We start from the raw sequence: 16,757 nt of genomic DNA on the forward strand, positions 1-16,757 counted from the left end.
GCTCGGGCAGGTGACCTGGGGGCGTACGACCTCCTGGTCGCGCGGCACACCGCGTCCGCCTACCGGACGGCGGTGCTGCTCGGCGCGGGTTCGGACGCGGAGGACGTCATCCAGGAGGCGTTCGTGAAGGCGTACCGCAAGCTGTCCCGCTATCGGGGAGAGTCGTCCTTTCGCGCGTGGCTTCTCGCGATCGTCGCCAACGAGACCCGCAACATGCACCGCTCACGCAGCCGGCGGGACGGACTCATCCTGCGGGCCGCGGTGGCGAACCCGGAGTCGCAGATCGCCGAGGACGGCGCGGTGGGCGGCGTCCTCGCCGCCGAGCGCCGGGCCACGCTGGTGCGGGCTCTGCGGCTGCTGCCGGTGAAGGACCGTGAGGTGATCGTGTGCCGGTTCCTCCTCGATCTCAGCGAGGAGGAGACCGTGACGATGCTGGGCTGGCCCAGAGGCACGGTGAAGTCGCGGACGTCCCGAGCGCTGGCGAAGCTCCGCGCCCTGCTCGACCGCGAGGAGGTGCGCCGTGGATGACCTCGAACGGGAGTTGCGTGACCTCGTCGACTGGCTGGACACACCCGCCCCGCCCGACGTGGCCGACCGCGTACGCGCCCGACTGGCCGCGCCCGCGCGAAGGCGACGCCGGTGGCGCTACTACCTCGCCGTGGCGCTCGTCGCCCTGCTCGTCGTGGTGCTGCCGCCGGGGCGGGCCGCCCTCGCCGACGCCGTGGCGGGGCTGCTGCGCTTCTCCGGAATCATCATCGACACGTCGTCGGCGCCGATCTCGCCCACCGGCAGTCCGTCGCCGCTGCCGTCGCAGCGGCCCGCCTCCCTCCACGAGGCGCAGGGGAAGCTCCGCTTCCCGATCCGCCTGCCGGCGAAGCTGGGCCCGCCCGAGCAGGTGCTGGTCGCCGACGTCGACGACACCGGCTCCTACCGGGTGGTCACCCTGCTCTACCGCGGGGGTGCGTTGCGCGTCGATGCCTTCGACGGTCGCCTCGACCCGGTGTTTCAGAAGCAGGCCGCCGGGCCGGGAGTGGAATGGGTTCAGGTCGACGCTGGCTTCGCGGTCTGGATCGGCGGCCCACACGCGCTGGCCTACGTGGATCGTGCGGGCACGGTCCGGGTGGAGAGCGCGCGGCTCGCCGCCTCGACCCTGATCTGGGAGGAGGCCGGCGTGAGCTACCGGCTCGAAGGCGACCTGACCGAAAGCGAGGCGATCGAGATCGCCAACTCGCTGAATTGAGCGAGGGACGGCGGTCGCTCTCGTGGTGACAGTCGAGCCCGCAGATCGGGTGGGGAACCCCGAGGGCCCGAGCGGTGTCCTGAATGGTGCGAGGCACGAACGGGGTCAGCGGGTACGACGTGTGTCCGGAGGGCGCGAGATGGGTTCCTGGGGCAGGGTGTTGCTGGGGTCGGCGGTCCTGCTGGCGGCCTGCACGACCACGGGGCGGTCAGCCACGCCGGTCGGCGCTCCGGCCGCCACGGCCCCGGCGAATCCTCCGGCGAGCGCCGCGTCGGGCTGCGGCTCACGGGTCGAGACGGGTGTCCTGCCGGACTGGGCGGACGCCGGGTTCAGTGGGGAGGCCCGGATCCCGCACGTCTTCGGCGCGAAGGGCGAGATCGTCGCGGTGCTGTTCGGCCACCCGCTGGCGCTGGGCCGGGACGAGGGGCCCACCAACAAGATTCTCTGGGTCTCCAAGCCTGCGGCGACGTCGTCCGACCCGGCGTCGCCCGCCACTCTGGTGATCACCGCGACGCTGGACGGCACCGACACGCGGGTGACCCGGGAGGTCGCCGGCGGTCCCGGCCCGTCGATCATCGACCTGCCGCGGGCCGGTTGCTGGCACCTCGAACTCCACTGGTCGGGACGCACCGACACCATGGACCTCGTCTACGCCGAGGGCTAGCGTCATGCCCAGCACCGTTGTCGACGGCGTGGCGAGATGTGGAGAGCCTACGGCGGTAACCGATGATGCTGGCGACCCGTGGGCGTCGGACGCCCGGAGTTCGGCTACTCGAGATCGACCGGCCGGTCGACCAGGGCGGCCAGCCGCTTCGGCGCCAGGACGCAGTAGCTCTCGGTGAGCAACTCGGCGACCTCGTCCCAGTCCACCCCGTCGTCGAGCACCATGCCGACGACATCGGCGCCCCAGTCCGGCTTGAAGAACGGGTGACCGCCGCCGATCAGCCCGGCGATCTCGTCGCCGGGCGACCGGAACGTCAGCACGCAGGTCGGCTGGTCGGTCGCGGCAGCTCGGGCGTAGGCCGCCTGGTGGTCGGGGTCGACCGTGACCACGTGGGCGAACGTGCGTTTGCGGATCCGCCAGCGCGTGCCCACCCACGCCGGCTCCTCGTAGGTCTCCGGCAGCGCGAGGCAGATGGGCCGGAGCCGGTCGAGTATCTCGGGTGCGACGTCGCCAGGGCCGGTCATGTGCCCGACGCTAGCCGGCCCCTCCGACAGGCCGGAGCCGGCGATTCGTCGTAGCCGGGGAGTACGACTGACGAAGACCGATGATTTTCGGCCCGGTGGACGGTCTACCCAAGGGAATCGAGTGGGAAGGAAGAGGATATGAGCGGCGTACGGGTGCTGGTGGGCACGCGCAAGGGCGCGTTCACGTTGACGTCGGACGGCAGGCGCGGCGACTGGACGGTCGACGGACCTCATTTCGGCGGCTGGGAGATCTACCACCTGAACGGGTCGCCGGTCGACTCGAACCGGCTCTACGCGTCCCAGTCCGGCGGCTGGTTCGGGCAGCTGATCCAGCGCTCCGACGACGGCGGCAGGACCTGGAACCCGGTCGGCAACGACTTCGCCTATTCCGGCGAGGTCGGTGAGCACCTGTGGTTCGACGGCACCCCGCGCCCGTGGGAGTTCAAGCGCATCTGGCACCTCGAGCCGTCCCGCGACGACCCCGACACCGTGTACGCCGGTGCGGAGGATGCCGCCCTCTACGTCTCCACCGACGGCGGTCTGAAGTGGAAGGAGCTCACCGCCCTTCGTACCCACCCGACCGGACCGACCTGGCAGCCCGGCGCCGGCGGCATGTGTCTGCACACGATCATCCTGGACCCGGCGAACAAGGACCGGATCTACGTCGCCATCTCGGCGGCGGGCGCGTTCCGCAGCGACGACGCCGGCGCCAGTTGGCTGCCGATCAACAAGGGTCTGCGTTCCGGTGAGATCCCCGACCAGGACGCCGAGGTCGGCCACTGCGTGCACCACATCACCCAGCACCCGACCCGGCCGGACACCCTGTTCATGCAGAAGCACTGGGACGTCATGCGCAGCGACGACGCAGGGGCGAACTGGCGCGAGGTCAGCGGAAACCTGCCGTCGGACTTCGGGTTCCCGATCGCGGTGCACGCGCACGAGCCGGAGACGATCTACGTCGTGCCGATCAAGAGCGACTCCGAGCACTTCCCGCCGGAGGGCAAGCTGCGCGTCTACCGCAGCCGCACCGGTGGCGACGACTGGGAGCCGTTGACGAGGGGACTGCCCCAGTCCGACTGCTACGTCAACGTGTACCGCGACGCGATGGCGGTCGACACGCTCGACCCGTGCGGGATCTACTTCGGCACCACCGGTGGTCAGGTCTACCACTCGGCGGACGGAGGCGACAGCTGGGCGCCGATCGTCCGGGACCTGCCGGCCGTGCTCTCCGTGGAAGCCCAGGTGCTGCCGTGATCCGGGTCGTCCTCCCGGCCCACCTGAAGAACCTGGCTCACGTCACCGGCGAGGTACGTCTCGAGGTGCCCGGTCCGGGTGCCGGGCGGGTCACCCAGCGCCTGGTGTTGGACACCCTCGAGGCGCGATACCCCATGCTGCTCGGCACCATCCGCGACCGGCACAGCGGCAAGCGCCGCGCGTTCGTCCGCTTCTACGCCTGCGAGGAGGACCTCTCCAACGACTCGCCCGACGCACCACTGCCGGAGCGGGTCGTCGCCGGCGAGGAACCGTTCATCATCCTCGGCGCGATGGCCGGGGGGTAGGCCCGGACCGCGGCGAGGGCGGGTTCGCGGACATCCAGCTCCCGGGGCCGGCTCGCCCGTTCCTCGCCGGTGGTTTCGGGTACCCGGGGCGGATGGCGGAGCTGCTCGAGGACGGCGACATCTACTTCCTCTACCGTCCCCGGGTCGAGGAGGAGCACGTCGACTCCCTGGAGGAGGTGCAGCGGCTGCTGGTGGTGATGCACCCGTGGCAGGGGCGGCACCTGCGACTGCTGGTGGTCGGGCGTAAACGTCTGCCCGGGATCGAGGAGCACGACCGGTTCTGGGCGTTCGTCGACGCGGTGGTGGACCGGCCCGAGCAGCTGCACGAGGCGCTGCAGGCGCGCACGTACCGGACGAGGACCCGTGGCGAGCGGGAGCAGCCGCCGGCCCGGCCCGTGGCGGAGGGCGCGTACGTGATCGCCCGGCACGACGACCACACCCATCTCGCGTACGAACTCGAACTTCCGCTGCGGCTCGGCGAGGCGCAGCACGAGCTGAGCATCGAGCCGGAGCCGAGCTACATCGTCACGGTGAAGAACCCGCAGGCGCCCTCCCCGCCCGGGGTGGGCCTGCGCGGCTCCCGGAAGGTCACGCTGCCCGCCGCGCTGCAGAAGAAGTTTCACGGTCGTCGCTTCGCCCCGCTCGACCCGCCCGGCTTCCTCGACCATCCCGGGACCGAACTCGTGCTCATCGGCGCTGCCCACGACGCGTCCGAGGAGCTGGAGATCGACCTGGACGCGGAGGTCGAGCGAGCCGCCCGGAGCACCATCTTCGGGGATCTGCGGATCGGGCGCCGGGAGCGTCCGGTCGCTCCGCTGTTCTCCGGCGAGTGGGCCTGAGCCCGACGTCAGCGGTCCGGACTGTCCGCCGGCGCCATCACCCGCAACGCGTTCGCATCCACCCCGACCCGGATCGGCGTCGTCCCGCACAACTCGCCGTCCACCTCGACCCGCGCCGGCCGGTCGGTCTCCAGCCACAGCTCGCCCACCGCGAGGAAGGGCTCGTCGCGCAGGGTCCGCCGATGGCCGGTGGCGGCATTGCGGACGGTGGCGCGGATCAGCCCCCGCCGCGAGGCCCCGCCGACCGGGTACGCGACCAGCAGCCGGTCGTCGGCGTCGGCGTCCGCGGTGATCGGCCGGCCGGCGTGGAAGCCGCCGTTGGCCACGTAGAGCTGGTGGGTGACGAGTTCGTGCGTGGTGTCACCGGCGCGGACGGTGGCGCGCAGCGGCCGGTGCCGGCCGAGCAGCGCCAAGGCGGTCAGCGGGTACGCGATCCGACCGGAGACCCGCTTCAGGCGCGGCGGCGTCCGGAGCATGATGTCGGCGGAGAGGCCCACCCCGACGTGGTTGGTGAACCGCCTTTCGCCGGCGATGCCCAGGTCGACGTCGATGACCTTGCCCTGGGTGAGGACCGCGATGGCGTCGTCCAGGTCCAGCGGGACGCTGACGGTGCGGGCGAAGTTGTTGGTGGTGCCCAGCGGCAGCAGGCCGAGCGCGATGTCCCGGTGGGCGAGCAGCCGCCCGGCGGTGCTGAGCGTACCGTCGCCGCCGCCGACGACCAGGACGTCCGGCTTCAGGTCGGCGGCCGCGGCGACGCTCTCCTCCAGCTGCCCGGGCCGGTCGGTCCGGTACGTGCCGAGCAGGTCGAAGCCGGCGGCGACCAACCTGGCCCGGGCTCGCTCGCAGTGTTCCCGGCCGCGGCGGGAGCCGGCGTTGATGACCAGCGCCGCCCTCCGGTCCCGCCGGATGGCCGCGGTCAGCTCCTGCTTCGTCCGCATGACCCCCGACCCTATCCTCAGCGGGGCTGTCGCCCGCTCGCATCGGCAGCGTCGACCGGTGGTCGATGGACGATCTGGTGCCCGCCGGCGCCCGGCCCGGCAGGGGGCTGAGCCGGGCGGCTGACACCGGCCGTCACCTCGGCGGCGGGGTGAGCGACGGCTCCGCGCTCCGCGACGGCTTCGGGCTCCGCGACGGGCTCGGCTTGGGCGATCCGGTCGGCGTCGGCGTCGGCTTCCTGGTCGGGCTCGCGGTGACGCACGTTCCCGGGTCACAGGTCGGCCGGGTCGCGGTCGCCGTCGGCTGCGCCGAGGTCGGCTTCGGCGTCGCTGGGGCGGTGGGCGACGGGGTGTCGTCCGGGAACGCCGGCTCCTGGAACCGGTACTTGTCCGGGTCGAGCTTGAGTGCGGCGGTGGCCTGTTCCATGAACTGCCGCCAGATCGGCCCCGGGCCGGTGGACCCGTAGACGTCGTAGCTGCCGTCGGAGGTCTTCAGCGGCTTGCCGTCGACGGTGCCGAGCCAGACCGCGGCGGCGAGCGCACCGGTGTAGCCGACCATCCAGGTGTGCACGTTCTGGGTGGTGCTCGTTCCGGCCTGCCAGGTGCCGGTCTTGCCGGCGGAGTCCCAGCCGTTGTCCAGCTTGGCCGCCTTCACCCGGCTCAGCGTCCAGTTGAGCTGGTTGACCGCCTCCCGGTCGAGCCCGATGTCGGTCTGCACCAGCTGTTCGTCGAGGATCTTCTCGTCGCCCTTGGTGACCGAGCGGACGAAGTGCGCGTCGGCCCGCTTCCCGCCGGCGGCGAAGGTCGCCATCCCGTTGGCGTGGTCCTGCACCGTGATGCCGTACTGGCCGATGCCGACCTCGGTGGAGAAGTGCCGCGCCAGCTCCTCACCCGAGTGGCCGCGCAGTTCGATCCGCTTCGGCCGCGGGTTGCCCTTCTCGTTGGCCCACATCGAGTCGACGCCGGCCTTGGTGGCCATGTCGATCACCTTGGCCGTGCCGAGCTGCTCGGTGAGTGCGAAGTAGGTGACGTTGAGCGAGGCGACGGTGGCCTCCCACAGCGCGCAGTCCGGCTGGCACGGTGCCCGCTCGGCGTTGCGGATCGGCCCGGCGGGGCTGCCCTTGGTCCGGCCGGAGGCGGGGAACTCCTTGGTCTCCGGCGAGTCGAAGTGCTGCTTCACCGAGATCTTCTCCTGGACGGCGGTGGCCAGGTCGTACACCTTGAACGACGACCCCGGCGGGTGCTGGCCGAAGCCGCGGGCCTCGCCGTTCTCGTCCTGGTACCAGCCGGCGTAGTCGGCGCCGGAGCCGTCGCTGCCGCCGTGGTAGCCGAGCACCCGGCCGGTGCCGGGTTCCACCGCCACGAGCGCGGCCTGCCAGTTCTTCGGTTGGCCGCGGACCGCCTCGGGGGCGGTGTCGCGCCGGAGGTCGGCGGCCGCGTCGGCGGCGTCCTGGACCCGCTTGTCGATGGTGGTGACGATCTTGAAGCCGCCGTTGCGGATGTAGTCGGCGGGCTTGCCCTGGAACGGCTCGGTCTGCCGCAGCTCGCTGAGCACGTGGTTGACCACCAGGCCGGTCGGCCGGTCGAGGTTGGACCGGCCGGCGGCGGGATCGAGCGGCTTCACCGTGTCCGGGTACGCCAGGTTGGCCGCCTCGTCCGCCGACAGGTAGCCCAGCTTCACCATGCCGTCGCGGATGTAGTTCCACCGGTCGATCGAGTTCTGCCGCGCCAGCGGACTGCGCCGCGGATCGTAGCCGGGGTGGCCCTCGGGGTCGTCCGGGTCGGCCTCCGGCTGCTTCACCATGGCGCAGAGCACCATCGCCTCCGCCGTGGTCAGCTGGTTCGCCGCCGGCGCGTCGCGGCGCACCGTCTTGCCGAAGTACGCCTGCGCGGCCGCCTCGATGCCGTAGGAGCCCCGCCCGAACGGCACGGTGTTCAGGTAGAAGCCGAGGATCTCCTCCTTGCTGTACTTGTCGTCGAGTTTCCACGCGATGACCGCCTCGCGCAGCTTGCGCGAGTAGGAGACGCCCTTGAGGTCGGCGGCCACCCGGGCGTACTGCTGGGTGATCGTCGACGCGCCCTGGCGCTGGCCGCCGGTGACGTTCGACCAGGCGGCGCGCAGCACCCCGCTGAAGTCGATGCCCTCGTTGGTCCAGAACGTGCGGTCCTCCGTCGCCACGATCGCCTGCTTGGCGGCGTCGTTCATCTCCGGGTAGGGCACGATCGTGCGGTTCTCCGTGCCGAGCTTCGCCATCGGCGTGCGACCGTCGGCGAAGTAGACCGTGGTCGACTCCGGCAGCTCCAGGTCGCTGGGCGTGGGCACGCTGTCGACGTAGTACGCCCCGGCGCTGAGACCGGTGCCGGCCAGCAGCGCGAGCACGGCCAGGACGATCAGCAGGCGCCGACGCCGCCGTTTCCGCGCCGTCGGAGCGGCGGTCGATCCGGATACGGTGCCAGCGCTGTCGTTGTTACCGGTGGGAGACACCCGCACCCGGTACCCCGCGGCCGGCCTGCCGAATCTTGACCGGCCCACCGCGAGTTCTCCCGTTCCGGGCCGCTTGATCCGCCGGTCAGGTCATGATGACCGGGTGCCCCGCTGGCGGCGGTGCGGTGAACGGGGGAGCGGTCGTGCAGGACGTAACGGTCGAACCGGTGGTCACCGGCGCACAGGTGCCCGGCCTGGCCGAAATGGTGTGGGACAACGCCCGACAGGTGCCCGACGTGGTGCAGTTCGTCCGTCCGGATCCGGTTTCCCGGTCGTGGCCGGCGCGCCGGTCCGTGCAGGGCCGGGCGCTGCCGGTGACGTGCGAGCAGTTCCGCGACGACGTGCTCACCCTCGCGCGCGGGTTCATCGCCGCCGGTGTCGCGCACGGCGACCGGGTCGGTCTGATGAGCCGCACCCGCTACGAGTGGAGCCTCGTCGACTACGCCCTCTGGTCCGTCGGCGCGGTGACCGTTCCCGTCTACGAGACCTCCAGCGCCGACCAGTTGGGGTGGATCCTGGCGGACTCGGGTGCGGTGGGGTGTGTGGTGGAGACCGCCGCGCACGACGCGATGCTGGCCGGCCTGCGCGATGGCCTGCCGGCGCTGCGCCAGACGTGGCAGATCGACGGCGGCGGGCTGATCGCCCTGGCGGGGCAGGGCCGCACCGTCGACGACGGGCAGGTCGAGGCGCGGCGGCGGGCGGTGTCGGGCGAGGACCTGGCCACGATCGTCTACACCAGCGGCACGACCGGCCGGCCGAAGGGCTGCGCGCTGACCCATCGCAACATCTACTGCGATGTCACGAACGCGACCTCGGTGATGCCGGAACTGTTGCATCCGGGCGCGTCGACCGTGCTGTTCCTGCCGCTGGCGCACGCGTTCGCCCGACTGGTCCAGGTGGGTGTGGTGCGCACCCGCGCGACGATGGTGCACAGCGCCGACCCGGGCCGAGTCTTCGAGCAGCTGCGCAAGTGCCGCCCGACGTTCATCCTCGCGGTGCCGCGGGTGTTCGAGAAGATGTACGCCAAGGCCCGACGGCGCGCCGAGGGCTCCCACCGGGGACGGCTGTTCGCCGTCGCGGACGCCGTCGCCGTGCGGTACAGCCGCGCCCTGGACACCGAGCGAGGTCCGAACATCCTGCTGCGGCTGGCGCGCGCCGGGTGTGACGTGCTGGCGTACCGGACGTTGCGCGCCGCCCTCGGCGGACGGTGCCGGCTCGCGATCGCCGGCGGTGCGCCGCTGGAACCGCGGCTGGCGCACTTCTTCCGCGGCGCCGGCATCACCGTCCTGGAGGGGTACGGGCTGACCGAGACCTCTCCGGCGGTGACGGCGAACGTGCCGTCGGCGATGCGGATCGGCACCGTCGGCCGCCCGCTGCCCGGTGCGGAGGTCCGGATCGCCGACGGCGGGGAGGTCCTCGTCCGCGGCGAGATGGTGTTCTCCGGTTACTGGAACAACCCCGACGCCACCCGGGCGACCCTCACCGACGACGGCTGGCTGCGCACCGGTGACCTCGGCAGTCTCGACCCCGACGGCTACCTGCGCATCACCGGCCGCATCAAGGAGATCATCGTGACGGCGGCGGGGAAGAACCTCGCCCCCGCTCCGATCGAGGAGCAGGTCCGCGCGCACCCGCTGGTCGGCCAGTGCATGCTCGTCGGCAACGACCGCCCCTACGTGACCGCCCTGGTCACCATCGATCCACCGGCCTGGCAGCGGTGGCGGGCCGCCCACGGCCACCCGGACGCCGACGTGGCCGACCTGCGGGACGACCCCGAGCTGCGCCAGGAGATCCAGACTGCGGTCGACCGCGCCAACCAGACGGTGTCCAAGGCGGAACAGGTCAAGCAGTTCCGGATCCTGCCCCGCGACCTCACCGAAGCCGACGGGGAGCTCACCCCCACCCTGAAGATCAAACGCGAGGCGGTCCAGGAGCGCTACGCCGCCGACATCGAGGCCCTCTACCGCGGCCACTGACCATCCGACCGCCGCTCGCCACCCCGCCGGCTACGGCGACGTCGGCGCGCCGGAGTCGACCTGGGCGGCGAGCGCCGCGCAGATTTGGGGGAGTGCCGTGCCGATCGGTTCGCGGATCACCTCGACGGCGAGGTCGTCGTACGGGGTCGGGTCGCGGTTGACGATGACGAGGCGGTTACCCGCGTTCACAGCCACCGCGCACAGCGAGGCGACCGGCTCGACCTGCAGCGAGCTGCCGACCGCGAGCATGAGCTGGCTGTGGGCGGCGATCCGCTCGGCGTGGCCGATCGTCGCCGCGTCGAGGTGCTGCCCGAAGAGCACCACGGCCAGCTTGAGGATGGCGCCGCAGTCGAGGCACCGGGGATCCCCGTCGCCGGCCGCCACCCGGGCCAGGGTCTGCTCGCTGGGCGTGCGCGTGCCGCAGCCGGTGCAGACCACCTCGTGCATCGTGCCGTGCAGTTCGAGCACCTTGCGCGGGCTGGAGCCGGCCTTCTGGTGCAGTCCGTCGACGTTCTGGGTGAGGACGCGGACCGCCACCCCGGACTGCTCCAGCTCGGCGAGCGCGCGGTGCGCCGGGTTGGGCTCGGCCTGCCACGCGGCGTGCCCGAGATAGGTCTGCCAGAACCGGGCCCGCACCGCCGGGTCGGCCAGGAACGAGCGGTGGGTGAACGCGTCGGCCAGGGCCGGGTCGCGGGTCCACACCCCGGACGGGCCCCGGTAGTCGGGGATGCCGGAGTCGGTCGAGGTGCCGGCCCCGGTGAGCACCGCCACCCGGGTCGCGCCGTCCGCCCAGCTCATGTCGTTCATGACCGCCGATGCTAGGGGCGGGAGCCGGTACCGGCGAGCGGGATTCCGAGCCGCCCCGCACGGCTTCTTCTGATCGCGCCCGTTCCACCGGAAGGACGGGCGCGGCTCAGAGCCAGGGCAGCGGGTCGACCGGACGGCCGCCGAGACGAACCTCGAAGTGCAGGTGCGGGCCGGTGGAGGCGCCGGTGGACCCGACCAGCCCGATCACCTGGCCGGCGCGGACCCGCTGGCCGGGCGACACCAGCAGCCGGGACTGGTGGCCGTAGCAGGTGGACAGTCGCTGCCCGTCGGCCCGGCCGTGCGCGATGCAGGTGTAGTTGCCGTAGCCGCCGTACCAGCCGACGCGCGAGACGCGGCCGTCGGCGGCCGCCAGGATGGGGGTGCCGGTCGGGGCGGCGAGATCCACACCGGGGTGCAACTGCCAGACCTTGTAGTACGGGTCGAACCGGGTGCCGAACCGGCTGGTGAGTCGGCCCGCCAGTGGTTGGCCGAGCCGGCCGCGACCGACGGCGGCGGCGGTGCGGGTCGGTGCCGCCACGGCGGGCGCGGCGCGTACCCGACGGTCGATCTCCTGCCGGAGCCGCGTCTCCTCCTGCCGGCGGCGGACGAGTTCGGCCTGGCCGGAGGTGATCGCTCCGGAGAGGGCGACGGCGCGGCCGGTGGGGGTGTCCGCGACGTCCGCGGAGTCCGCCACGGTCAACGGCGCGGCCGCGTCCGCGTCCCCGCCGGCGGTCAGGGTGGTCAGCAGGTGCAGCACCGGATCCGGTCCGCGCCGCACCTTGGCGAGGTCGGCGCGGGTCCGGGTGAGGGTGTTCTCCAGGTACTGGATCCGGTGCTGGACGTCGCCGAGCGCGGCGACCTGGCGGGCCTGGGGCGTGCCGGCCGGGTCCACCGGGGGCTGCGGGTAGAGGTCGGCGCCGGGGTCGCCGGCGATGAGCGCGGGGGCCGATCCGGGGTCCACCATCGACCCGCCGCTGCCCGGCGGGCCCGGGACGCCCACCTGCGGTGGCGTGCCGCCGGTCGGCGGGCTGGTCGCGGGCGGCGCCGTCGGCGACGCGGTGGCCGGCGGGCGGGTCGGCAGCTTGACCGGGGGCGGCTTCAGGGGCGGCAGCGTCACCTTCGGCGGTTCTATCGGCGGCAGCGACACGGGCAGTGATGGGCTCGGCAGGGGCAGCAGGGTCGGCAGGGGCAGTGGTCCCTGCGGCGCGCTCTGCGCCCCGGCGCTCGCCGTTCCGGCATCCAGGCAGAGGGCCGTCATCATCAGCGTGGCGGCCCCGGCGACGGTCGCCAGCGTGGCCTGCCTCCACGAGCGTTGCTCCATGTCGTACTCCTGCCGCCGGCCCGTGTTCCGTCCACCTGCTACATCGGATCCGGCTGCCTGGTCGTTACAGCCGGTCGGCGGGCGGCGAACCCGGGCGCCGCCGCAGCCGCCGTCGGGTCAGCAGGGCCGCCGCCGCGACCGCACCGGCCACCGCCGCCGCCGCGAGGGCCGGCAGCCGCATCGACCGTCCGGGCGGCGGGACCTCGCTCGCCAGGGCCGTCGATCGCGGATCGGTGGGCGTGGCCGTCGACCCCGGGAGCAGGTAGGCGTTGCTGGTGGTCCGGGCGCCCGTCGCGGTGGTCTCCACCGAGGTGACATCGACCCGGTTGCGGACCACCGTGCCCGGCGGCGCACCCGGGCGGACCCGCCCGGAGATCGTGATCCGCGGCGCCGCCCCGGCGGGGCCCAGGCGCAGGTCACCGAGGTCGCAGACGACGGTACGCGGGGACGCCGCGCACCGGCCCGGCTCGGCCCGGGCGGTGACACCGTCGAGATCGACCGTCGTGGTGAACGTGACCCGCGTCGTCGTGAGGGTGCCGCTGCCGGAGATCGTGACCGTGTGGGTCACCTGTTGCCCGGGCAGCGCGCCGAACGGTGTCGACGTCAACACCGGCGCGGCGTCCACCGACGGCGGCGGCGTCGGAAGAGCCGCTGCCATGGCGGCCATCAGGCCCGCCGCCGGCGCGGCGATCGACTCCCACATGGGCACACTGTAGGCCGACGCGACTGCGGCCCGCTGAGCCGGCGATCAGGAAGGCGTCCGCGCCTGTCGCCGGTGGCGGTTGCCGGTGGACGGACGGGGCGACGCGGACGCGGTCACCGCCCGCTCAGCGGCTGGTCGGTGGGCACAGCAGCCGCTGCACCAGTGGCAGCTTCAGGGGTTCGAGGCAGAGATCGAGCATGGGGGCCTCGGGCGCCGGTGGCGCCGTGGTCGGGCTGGGCGCGGTGGTCGGCGGCGGCGTCGTGGCCGGGGGCGGCGTGGTGGTCGAGGGCGGCGTGGTGGTCGGGGCCGGCACGGTGGTCGGGGCGGGGCCGGGAACTCGGTCCGTCGGCGCGTCCGCTGCCGCGGCGGCGGCCACGCTCGTCCGGGGTCGGCGCGGCATCGGTCCCACCACCCGTGGGGTGTCGCCGTCGGGGAGCACCGTTGTCGCGGGGCCGGTCGGCGCGGGGGCCGGAGCGCTGTCCGGGGCTTCGGGCGTGGCGGGGGTGCTCGGGGTGGTGCCGTACTCGGCGGCCGGCGGGTCGGTGTCGGCGGTGCTGCTGCCGCCAAGAGCCGCCCGGTACGGCGGGCCGGCCTGCTCGGTCGCGGACGTGCCGGCGGAGAGCGTCGCGAACGCCAGCGTGACGACGGCGGCGGCGGCGACCGCCGGGCGGTCGGGGCGCACCGCGGTCAGTGGGGCCCGGGCCGGGTCGGCCGGTGCCGGTGGCGTCGGCCGCGTGTGCCGGTGCCCGGCCAGCAGGGCGTCGACCTGCGCGGCGACGGCGGGCCGCTGCCCGGTGGCGGCGGCGAAGGCGAGGGTCAGGTAGAAGCGGAAGTTCACGGTGGCGTTGGCCGGTACGCGCAGCCCGGCGAGCGGACTCCCGTCGGCGGTGTGCAGCAGGGTCAGTGGGACCTCGGGGTGGTGTGCCGGCCCCACCATGTCCGCGTACGTCCACTCCCGGCAGCTCGCGCCGCCGGAGAAGACGACCCGGTGGTTGGTCACGACGGCCATCCCCGCGTCGACGACCCGCAGGCCCGTCGGCAGCCCGCGCCGGGGCGGGTGGGCGCCCGGCGCCGTGACGGTCAGCTCCGGCGCGGGCAGTCCGGCGATGTGCCGCGCCCCGGCCTCGGCCAGCTCCGCGGTCGGCAGCACCCGGTAGACGACCTCGTCGCGACCCAGGTCCATCGGCAGGCTGTCCCGCGGGTGCGCGTACCCGTGGAAGCCGGCGGCCTCGATCCGCAGCCGGACCAGGTGGTCGTTGCGCCGGTGCCAGGCCGCGGTCGCGCTGTCGAACGCGTGCCGCCGGCGCGCGTTCTCGCGCTCCGCCCAGGTGACCCGCCATCGGGGCGCCCGAGCCGGCCTGGTGGTGGGTGAGTGTGCCGTCACGTCGAGTACAACCACTCGCGCCGCGCCAGGACACGCGCCGGGAATCGATGCGTACCTTTAGCTCCGAAAGGAGAGATTTGGCTCGCGGGCCACGAGCGCCGGCCCTGGGTCGGGGCCCGCGATGGAATTCGGTTGCCCGCCGACGGACGCGCTGGTCGACTGGGTGGGTCACTACAACCGACCGCGAAGGATCAAAGATGCGCGCTGCGTTCATGTCCAACCGCCTGGGAATGATCATCAACCCGAAGGACATGACGCTCCGTGAAGACCTTGAACATCGGCATCCTCGCGCATGTTGACGCCGGCAAGACCAGCCTGACCGAACGCCTGCTGCACGCCGTCGGCGTCATCGACGACCTGGGCAGCGTGGACGACGGCACCACCCGGACCGACTCGATGGCGCTGGAACGACAACGCGGCATCACCATCCGATCCGCAGTGGCCTCCTTCGTCGTCGACGGCGTCACGGTCAACCTCATCGACACCCCCGGCCACCCGGACTTCATCGCCGAGGTGGAACGGGTCCTCGACCTGCTCGACGGTGTGGTGCTCGTGGTCTCCGCCGTCGAGGGCGTGCAGGCCCAGACCCGGGCGCTGATGCGCACGCTCCAGCGGCTGCGCCTGCCGACCCTGATCTTCATCAACAAGGTCGACCGGGCCGGCGCCGATCCCGACCGGGTGCTGCGCGACCTCGCCGCCCGGCTCACCCCCGCCGTGGTGGCGACGGGCGCGGTGCACGGCGCCGGTACGCCGGCCGCCCGCTGCGTACCCCACCCCGACACCGACCCGGGCTTCACCCGGCGGCTGCTCGACCTGCTCACCGCGCACGACGACGCGCTGCTGACCGAGTACGTCGAGGACGAGCGGCGACTGTCCGGACGGCGGCTGCGCGAGGTCCTCGCGGCGCAGACCCGGCAGGCGTTGGTCCACCCGGTGTTCGCCGGCTCCGCGATCACCGGCGCGGGCGTGGCAGCCCTGATCGCCGGCCTCACCGAGCTGTTGCCGGTGGCCGAGGACGGCGCCGACGGTCCGCCCTCCGGCACCGTCTTCAAGGTGCAGCGGGGCCCCTCGGGCGAGCGGATCGCCTACGTCCGGCTGTTCGGCGGCACCGTACGGGTGCGGGACCGGCTGCCCGTCGGTGCGGGACGCCTCGCCACGGTCACCGGGATCGAGGTCTTCGACCGCGGCTCGACCGTCCGCGACGACGCCGTCGGCGCCGGCCGGATCGCGCTGCTGCGCGGCCTCGGCGACGTCCGGATCGGCGACCCGGTCGGGGCGGCGCCGCGCACCGGAGCCACCGGCGGCCGCCACTTCGCCCTGCCCACCCTGGAGACCGTCGTCGTCCCGGAGCGGGAGGCGGACCGGGGCGCCCTGCACGCCGCGCTCAGCCAGCTCGCCGAACAGGACCCGTTGATCAACGTCCGGGTGGACGAGATCCGGCGGGAGATCACCGTCTCGCTCTACGGCGAGGTCCAGAAGGAGGTCATCCAGGCGACGCTCGCCGAGGAGTACGGCGTGGCGGTCGGCTTCCGGGAGACGACGACGGTCTACGTGGAACGGCTGGTCGGCACCGGGGCGGCGGTCGAGTTGATCGGGGTGGCGCCCAACCCGTTCCTGGCCGCCGTGGGTCTGCGTGTGGCGCCCACGGCGACCGGCAGCGGGTTCCGCTTCCGGCTCGGCGTCGAACTCGGCTCGATGCCGCCCGCCTTCTTCACCGCGGTCGAGGAGACCGTCCGGGCGACGCTGCGGCAGGGACTGCGCGGCTGGCAGGTCCTCGACTGCGAGGTGACGATGACCCACGCCGGCTACTGGGCCCGGCAGAGCCACTCGCACGGCACCTTCGACAAGAGCATGTCCAGCACCGCCGGGGACTTCCGCAACCTCACCCCGCTGGTGCTGGTCGAGGCGCTGCGGCGCGCCGGCACCCGGGTGGAGGAGCCGATGCACCGATTCCGGCTGGAGCTCCCGGGCGACGCGCTCAGCGCCGTCCTGCCCGTGCTGGCCAGGCTGGACGCGGTGCCCCAGGCGACGCTGGCGCGGGGCTCGTCGTACGTGGTCGAGGGCGACGTCCCGGCGCGGCGGGTGCACGCCGTGCAGCAGCGGCTGCCGACGCTGCCCCGGGGTGAGGGGATCTTCGAGTCCACCTTCGACCACCATCGCCCGGTCCACGGCGCGCCGCCCACCCGCCCCCGCACCGACCACGACCCGACCGACCGCAAGGAGTACCTGCTGGCCGTCGCCCGCCGGGTGACGGCGCGGCGGGGCGAGCGGTGACGGGTGCCCCCACCCCCGGGGGCACCCGTCCGGGTCGGGCCCGCCG

Annotated in this window: 15 protein-coding genes; 8 read left to right on the top strand and 7 right to left on the bottom strand. The window is 73.3% G+C overall.

Going from position 1 to position 16,757, the window contains the following annotated elements:
• Positions 1–72: 72 nt before the first annotated feature.
• From FHX75_RS03990 to FHX75_RS04000, 3 genes are all read left to right on the top strand, one after another.
• Positions 73–528: an RNA polymerase sigma factor gene (locus FHX75_RS03990; protein ID WP_246157610.1), complete on the top strand. Its 456-nt coding sequence runs from the start codon at positions 73–75 to the stop codon at positions 526–528.
• Positions 521–1,240, top strand: coding sequence for a hypothetical protein (locus tag FHX75_RS03995; protein ID WP_154936712.1), 720 nt, complete (start codon positions 521–523; stop codon positions 1,238–1,240). The genes FHX75_RS03990 and FHX75_RS03995 overlap by 8 nt, the downstream gene beginning before the upstream one ends.
• A gap of 139 nt (positions 1,241–1,379) precedes the next feature.
• Positions 1,380–1,904: a hypothetical protein gene (locus FHX75_RS04000; RefSeq protein ID WP_154936713.1), complete on the top strand. Its 525-nt coding sequence runs from the start codon at positions 1,380–1,382 to the stop codon at positions 1,902–1,904.
• Between the two features lie 104 nt (positions 1,905–2,008).
• Here FHX75_RS04000 and FHX75_RS04005 read toward each other — a convergent pair whose 3' ends face one another.
• Positions 2,009–2,428 carry an MmcQ/YjbR family DNA-binding protein gene (locus FHX75_RS04005; RefSeq protein ID WP_154936714.1) on the bottom strand — a complete coding sequence of 140 codons (420 nt, stop codon included), beginning with the start codon at positions 2,426–2,428 and terminating at the stop codon, positions 2,009–2,011.
• Between the two features lie 138 nt (positions 2,429–2,566).
• On the opposite strand from FHX75_RS04005, the gene FHX75_RS04010 reads away from it, so the two are divergent.
• The 3 genes from FHX75_RS04010 (at position 2,567) to FHX75_RS04020 (ending at position 4,826) form a co-directional block, all read left to right on the top strand.
• The gene (locus FHX75_RS04010; protein ID WP_154936715.1) at positions 2,567–3,682 is read left to right on the top strand and encodes a WD40/YVTN/BNR-like repeat-containing protein; all 1,116 of its coding nucleotides are present in this window, start codon (positions 2,567–2,569) and stop codon (positions 3,680–3,682) included.
• Entirely contained in the window at positions 3,679–3,987 is a 309-nt protein-coding gene (locus FHX75_RS04015; RefSeq protein WP_154936716.1) for a MoaD/ThiS family protein, read from the top strand. Before FHX75_RS04010 ends, FHX75_RS04015 begins: the two co-directional genes overlap by 4 nt.
• A 92-nt stretch (positions 3,988–4,079) precedes the next feature.
• A complete protein-coding gene (locus FHX75_RS04020) occupies positions 4,080–4,826 on the top strand; it encodes a hypothetical protein (protein WP_154936717.1) in 747 nt (248 codons plus the stop codon).
• An 8-nt stretch (positions 4,827–4,834) separates the two neighbouring features.
• Here the strand turns inward: FHX75_RS04020 and FHX75_RS04025 are convergent, their stop codons facing one another.
• Both FHX75_RS04025 and FHX75_RS04030 read right to left on the bottom strand, forming a co-directional pair.
• Positions 4,835–5,764, bottom strand: a complete 930-nt coding sequence (locus FHX75_RS04025; RefSeq protein WP_154936718.1) for a diacylglycerol/lipid kinase family protein — start codon at positions 5,762–5,764, stop codon at positions 4,835–4,837.
• 133 nt (positions 5,765–5,897) lie between these two features.
• The gene (locus FHX75_RS04030) at positions 5,898–8,141 is read right to left on the bottom strand and encodes a transglycosylase domain-containing protein (protein WP_246157613.1); all 2,244 of its coding nucleotides are present in this window, start codon (positions 8,139–8,141) and stop codon (positions 5,898–5,900) included.
• 248 nt (positions 8,142–8,389) lie between these two features.
• Between FHX75_RS04030 and FHX75_RS04035 the strand changes: the two genes are divergently transcribed.
• Positions 8,390–10,222 carry an AMP-dependent synthetase/ligase gene (locus FHX75_RS04035; protein ID WP_154936719.1) on the top strand — a complete coding sequence of 611 codons (1,833 nt, stop codon included), beginning with the start codon at positions 8,390–8,392 and terminating at the stop codon, positions 10,220–10,222.
• 30 nt (positions 10,223–10,252) lie between these two features.
• On the opposite strand, the gene FHX75_RS04040 is transcribed toward FHX75_RS04035, so the two are convergent.
• From FHX75_RS04040 to FHX75_RS04055, 4 genes are all read right to left on the bottom strand, one after another.
• Positions 10,253–11,029 (bottom strand): SIR2 family NAD-dependent protein deacylase, encoded by a 777-nt coding sequence (locus FHX75_RS04040; RefSeq protein ID WP_246157615.1) that lies wholly within the window; start codon positions 11,027–11,029, stop codon positions 10,253–10,255.
• Positions 11,030–11,135: 106 nt separating this feature from the next.
• Complete coding sequence (locus FHX75_RS31100) at positions 11,136–12,350, bottom strand: M23 family metallopeptidase (protein ID WP_246157616.1); 1,215 nt, start codon at positions 12,348–12,350, stop codon at positions 11,136–11,138.
• Between the two features lie 64 nt (positions 12,351–12,414).
• A complete protein-coding gene (locus FHX75_RS04050; RefSeq protein WP_154936720.1) occupies positions 12,415–13,053 on the bottom strand; it encodes a hypothetical protein in 639 nt (212 codons plus the stop codon).
• A 124-nt stretch (positions 13,054–13,177) separates the two neighbouring features.
• Positions 13,178–14,437 carry a hypothetical protein gene (locus FHX75_RS04055; protein WP_154936721.1) on the bottom strand — a complete coding sequence of 420 codons (1,260 nt, stop codon included), beginning with the start codon at positions 14,435–14,437 and terminating at the stop codon, positions 13,178–13,180.
• Positions 14,438–14,698: 261 nt separating this feature from the next.
• On the opposite strand from FHX75_RS04055, the gene FHX75_RS04060 reads away from it, so the two are divergent.
• The gene (locus FHX75_RS04060; protein ID WP_154936722.1) at positions 14,699–16,711 is read left to right on the top strand and encodes an elongation factor G; all 2,013 of its coding nucleotides are present in this window, start codon (positions 14,699–14,701) and stop codon (positions 16,709–16,711) included.
• Positions 16,712–16,757 lie beyond the last annotated feature (46 nt).

The sequence above is a fragment of the Micromonospora palomenae genome, assembly GCF_007829925.1.
GTDB lineage: Bacteria > Actinomycetota > Actinomycetes > Mycobacteriales > Micromonosporaceae > Micromonospora > Micromonospora purpureochromogenes.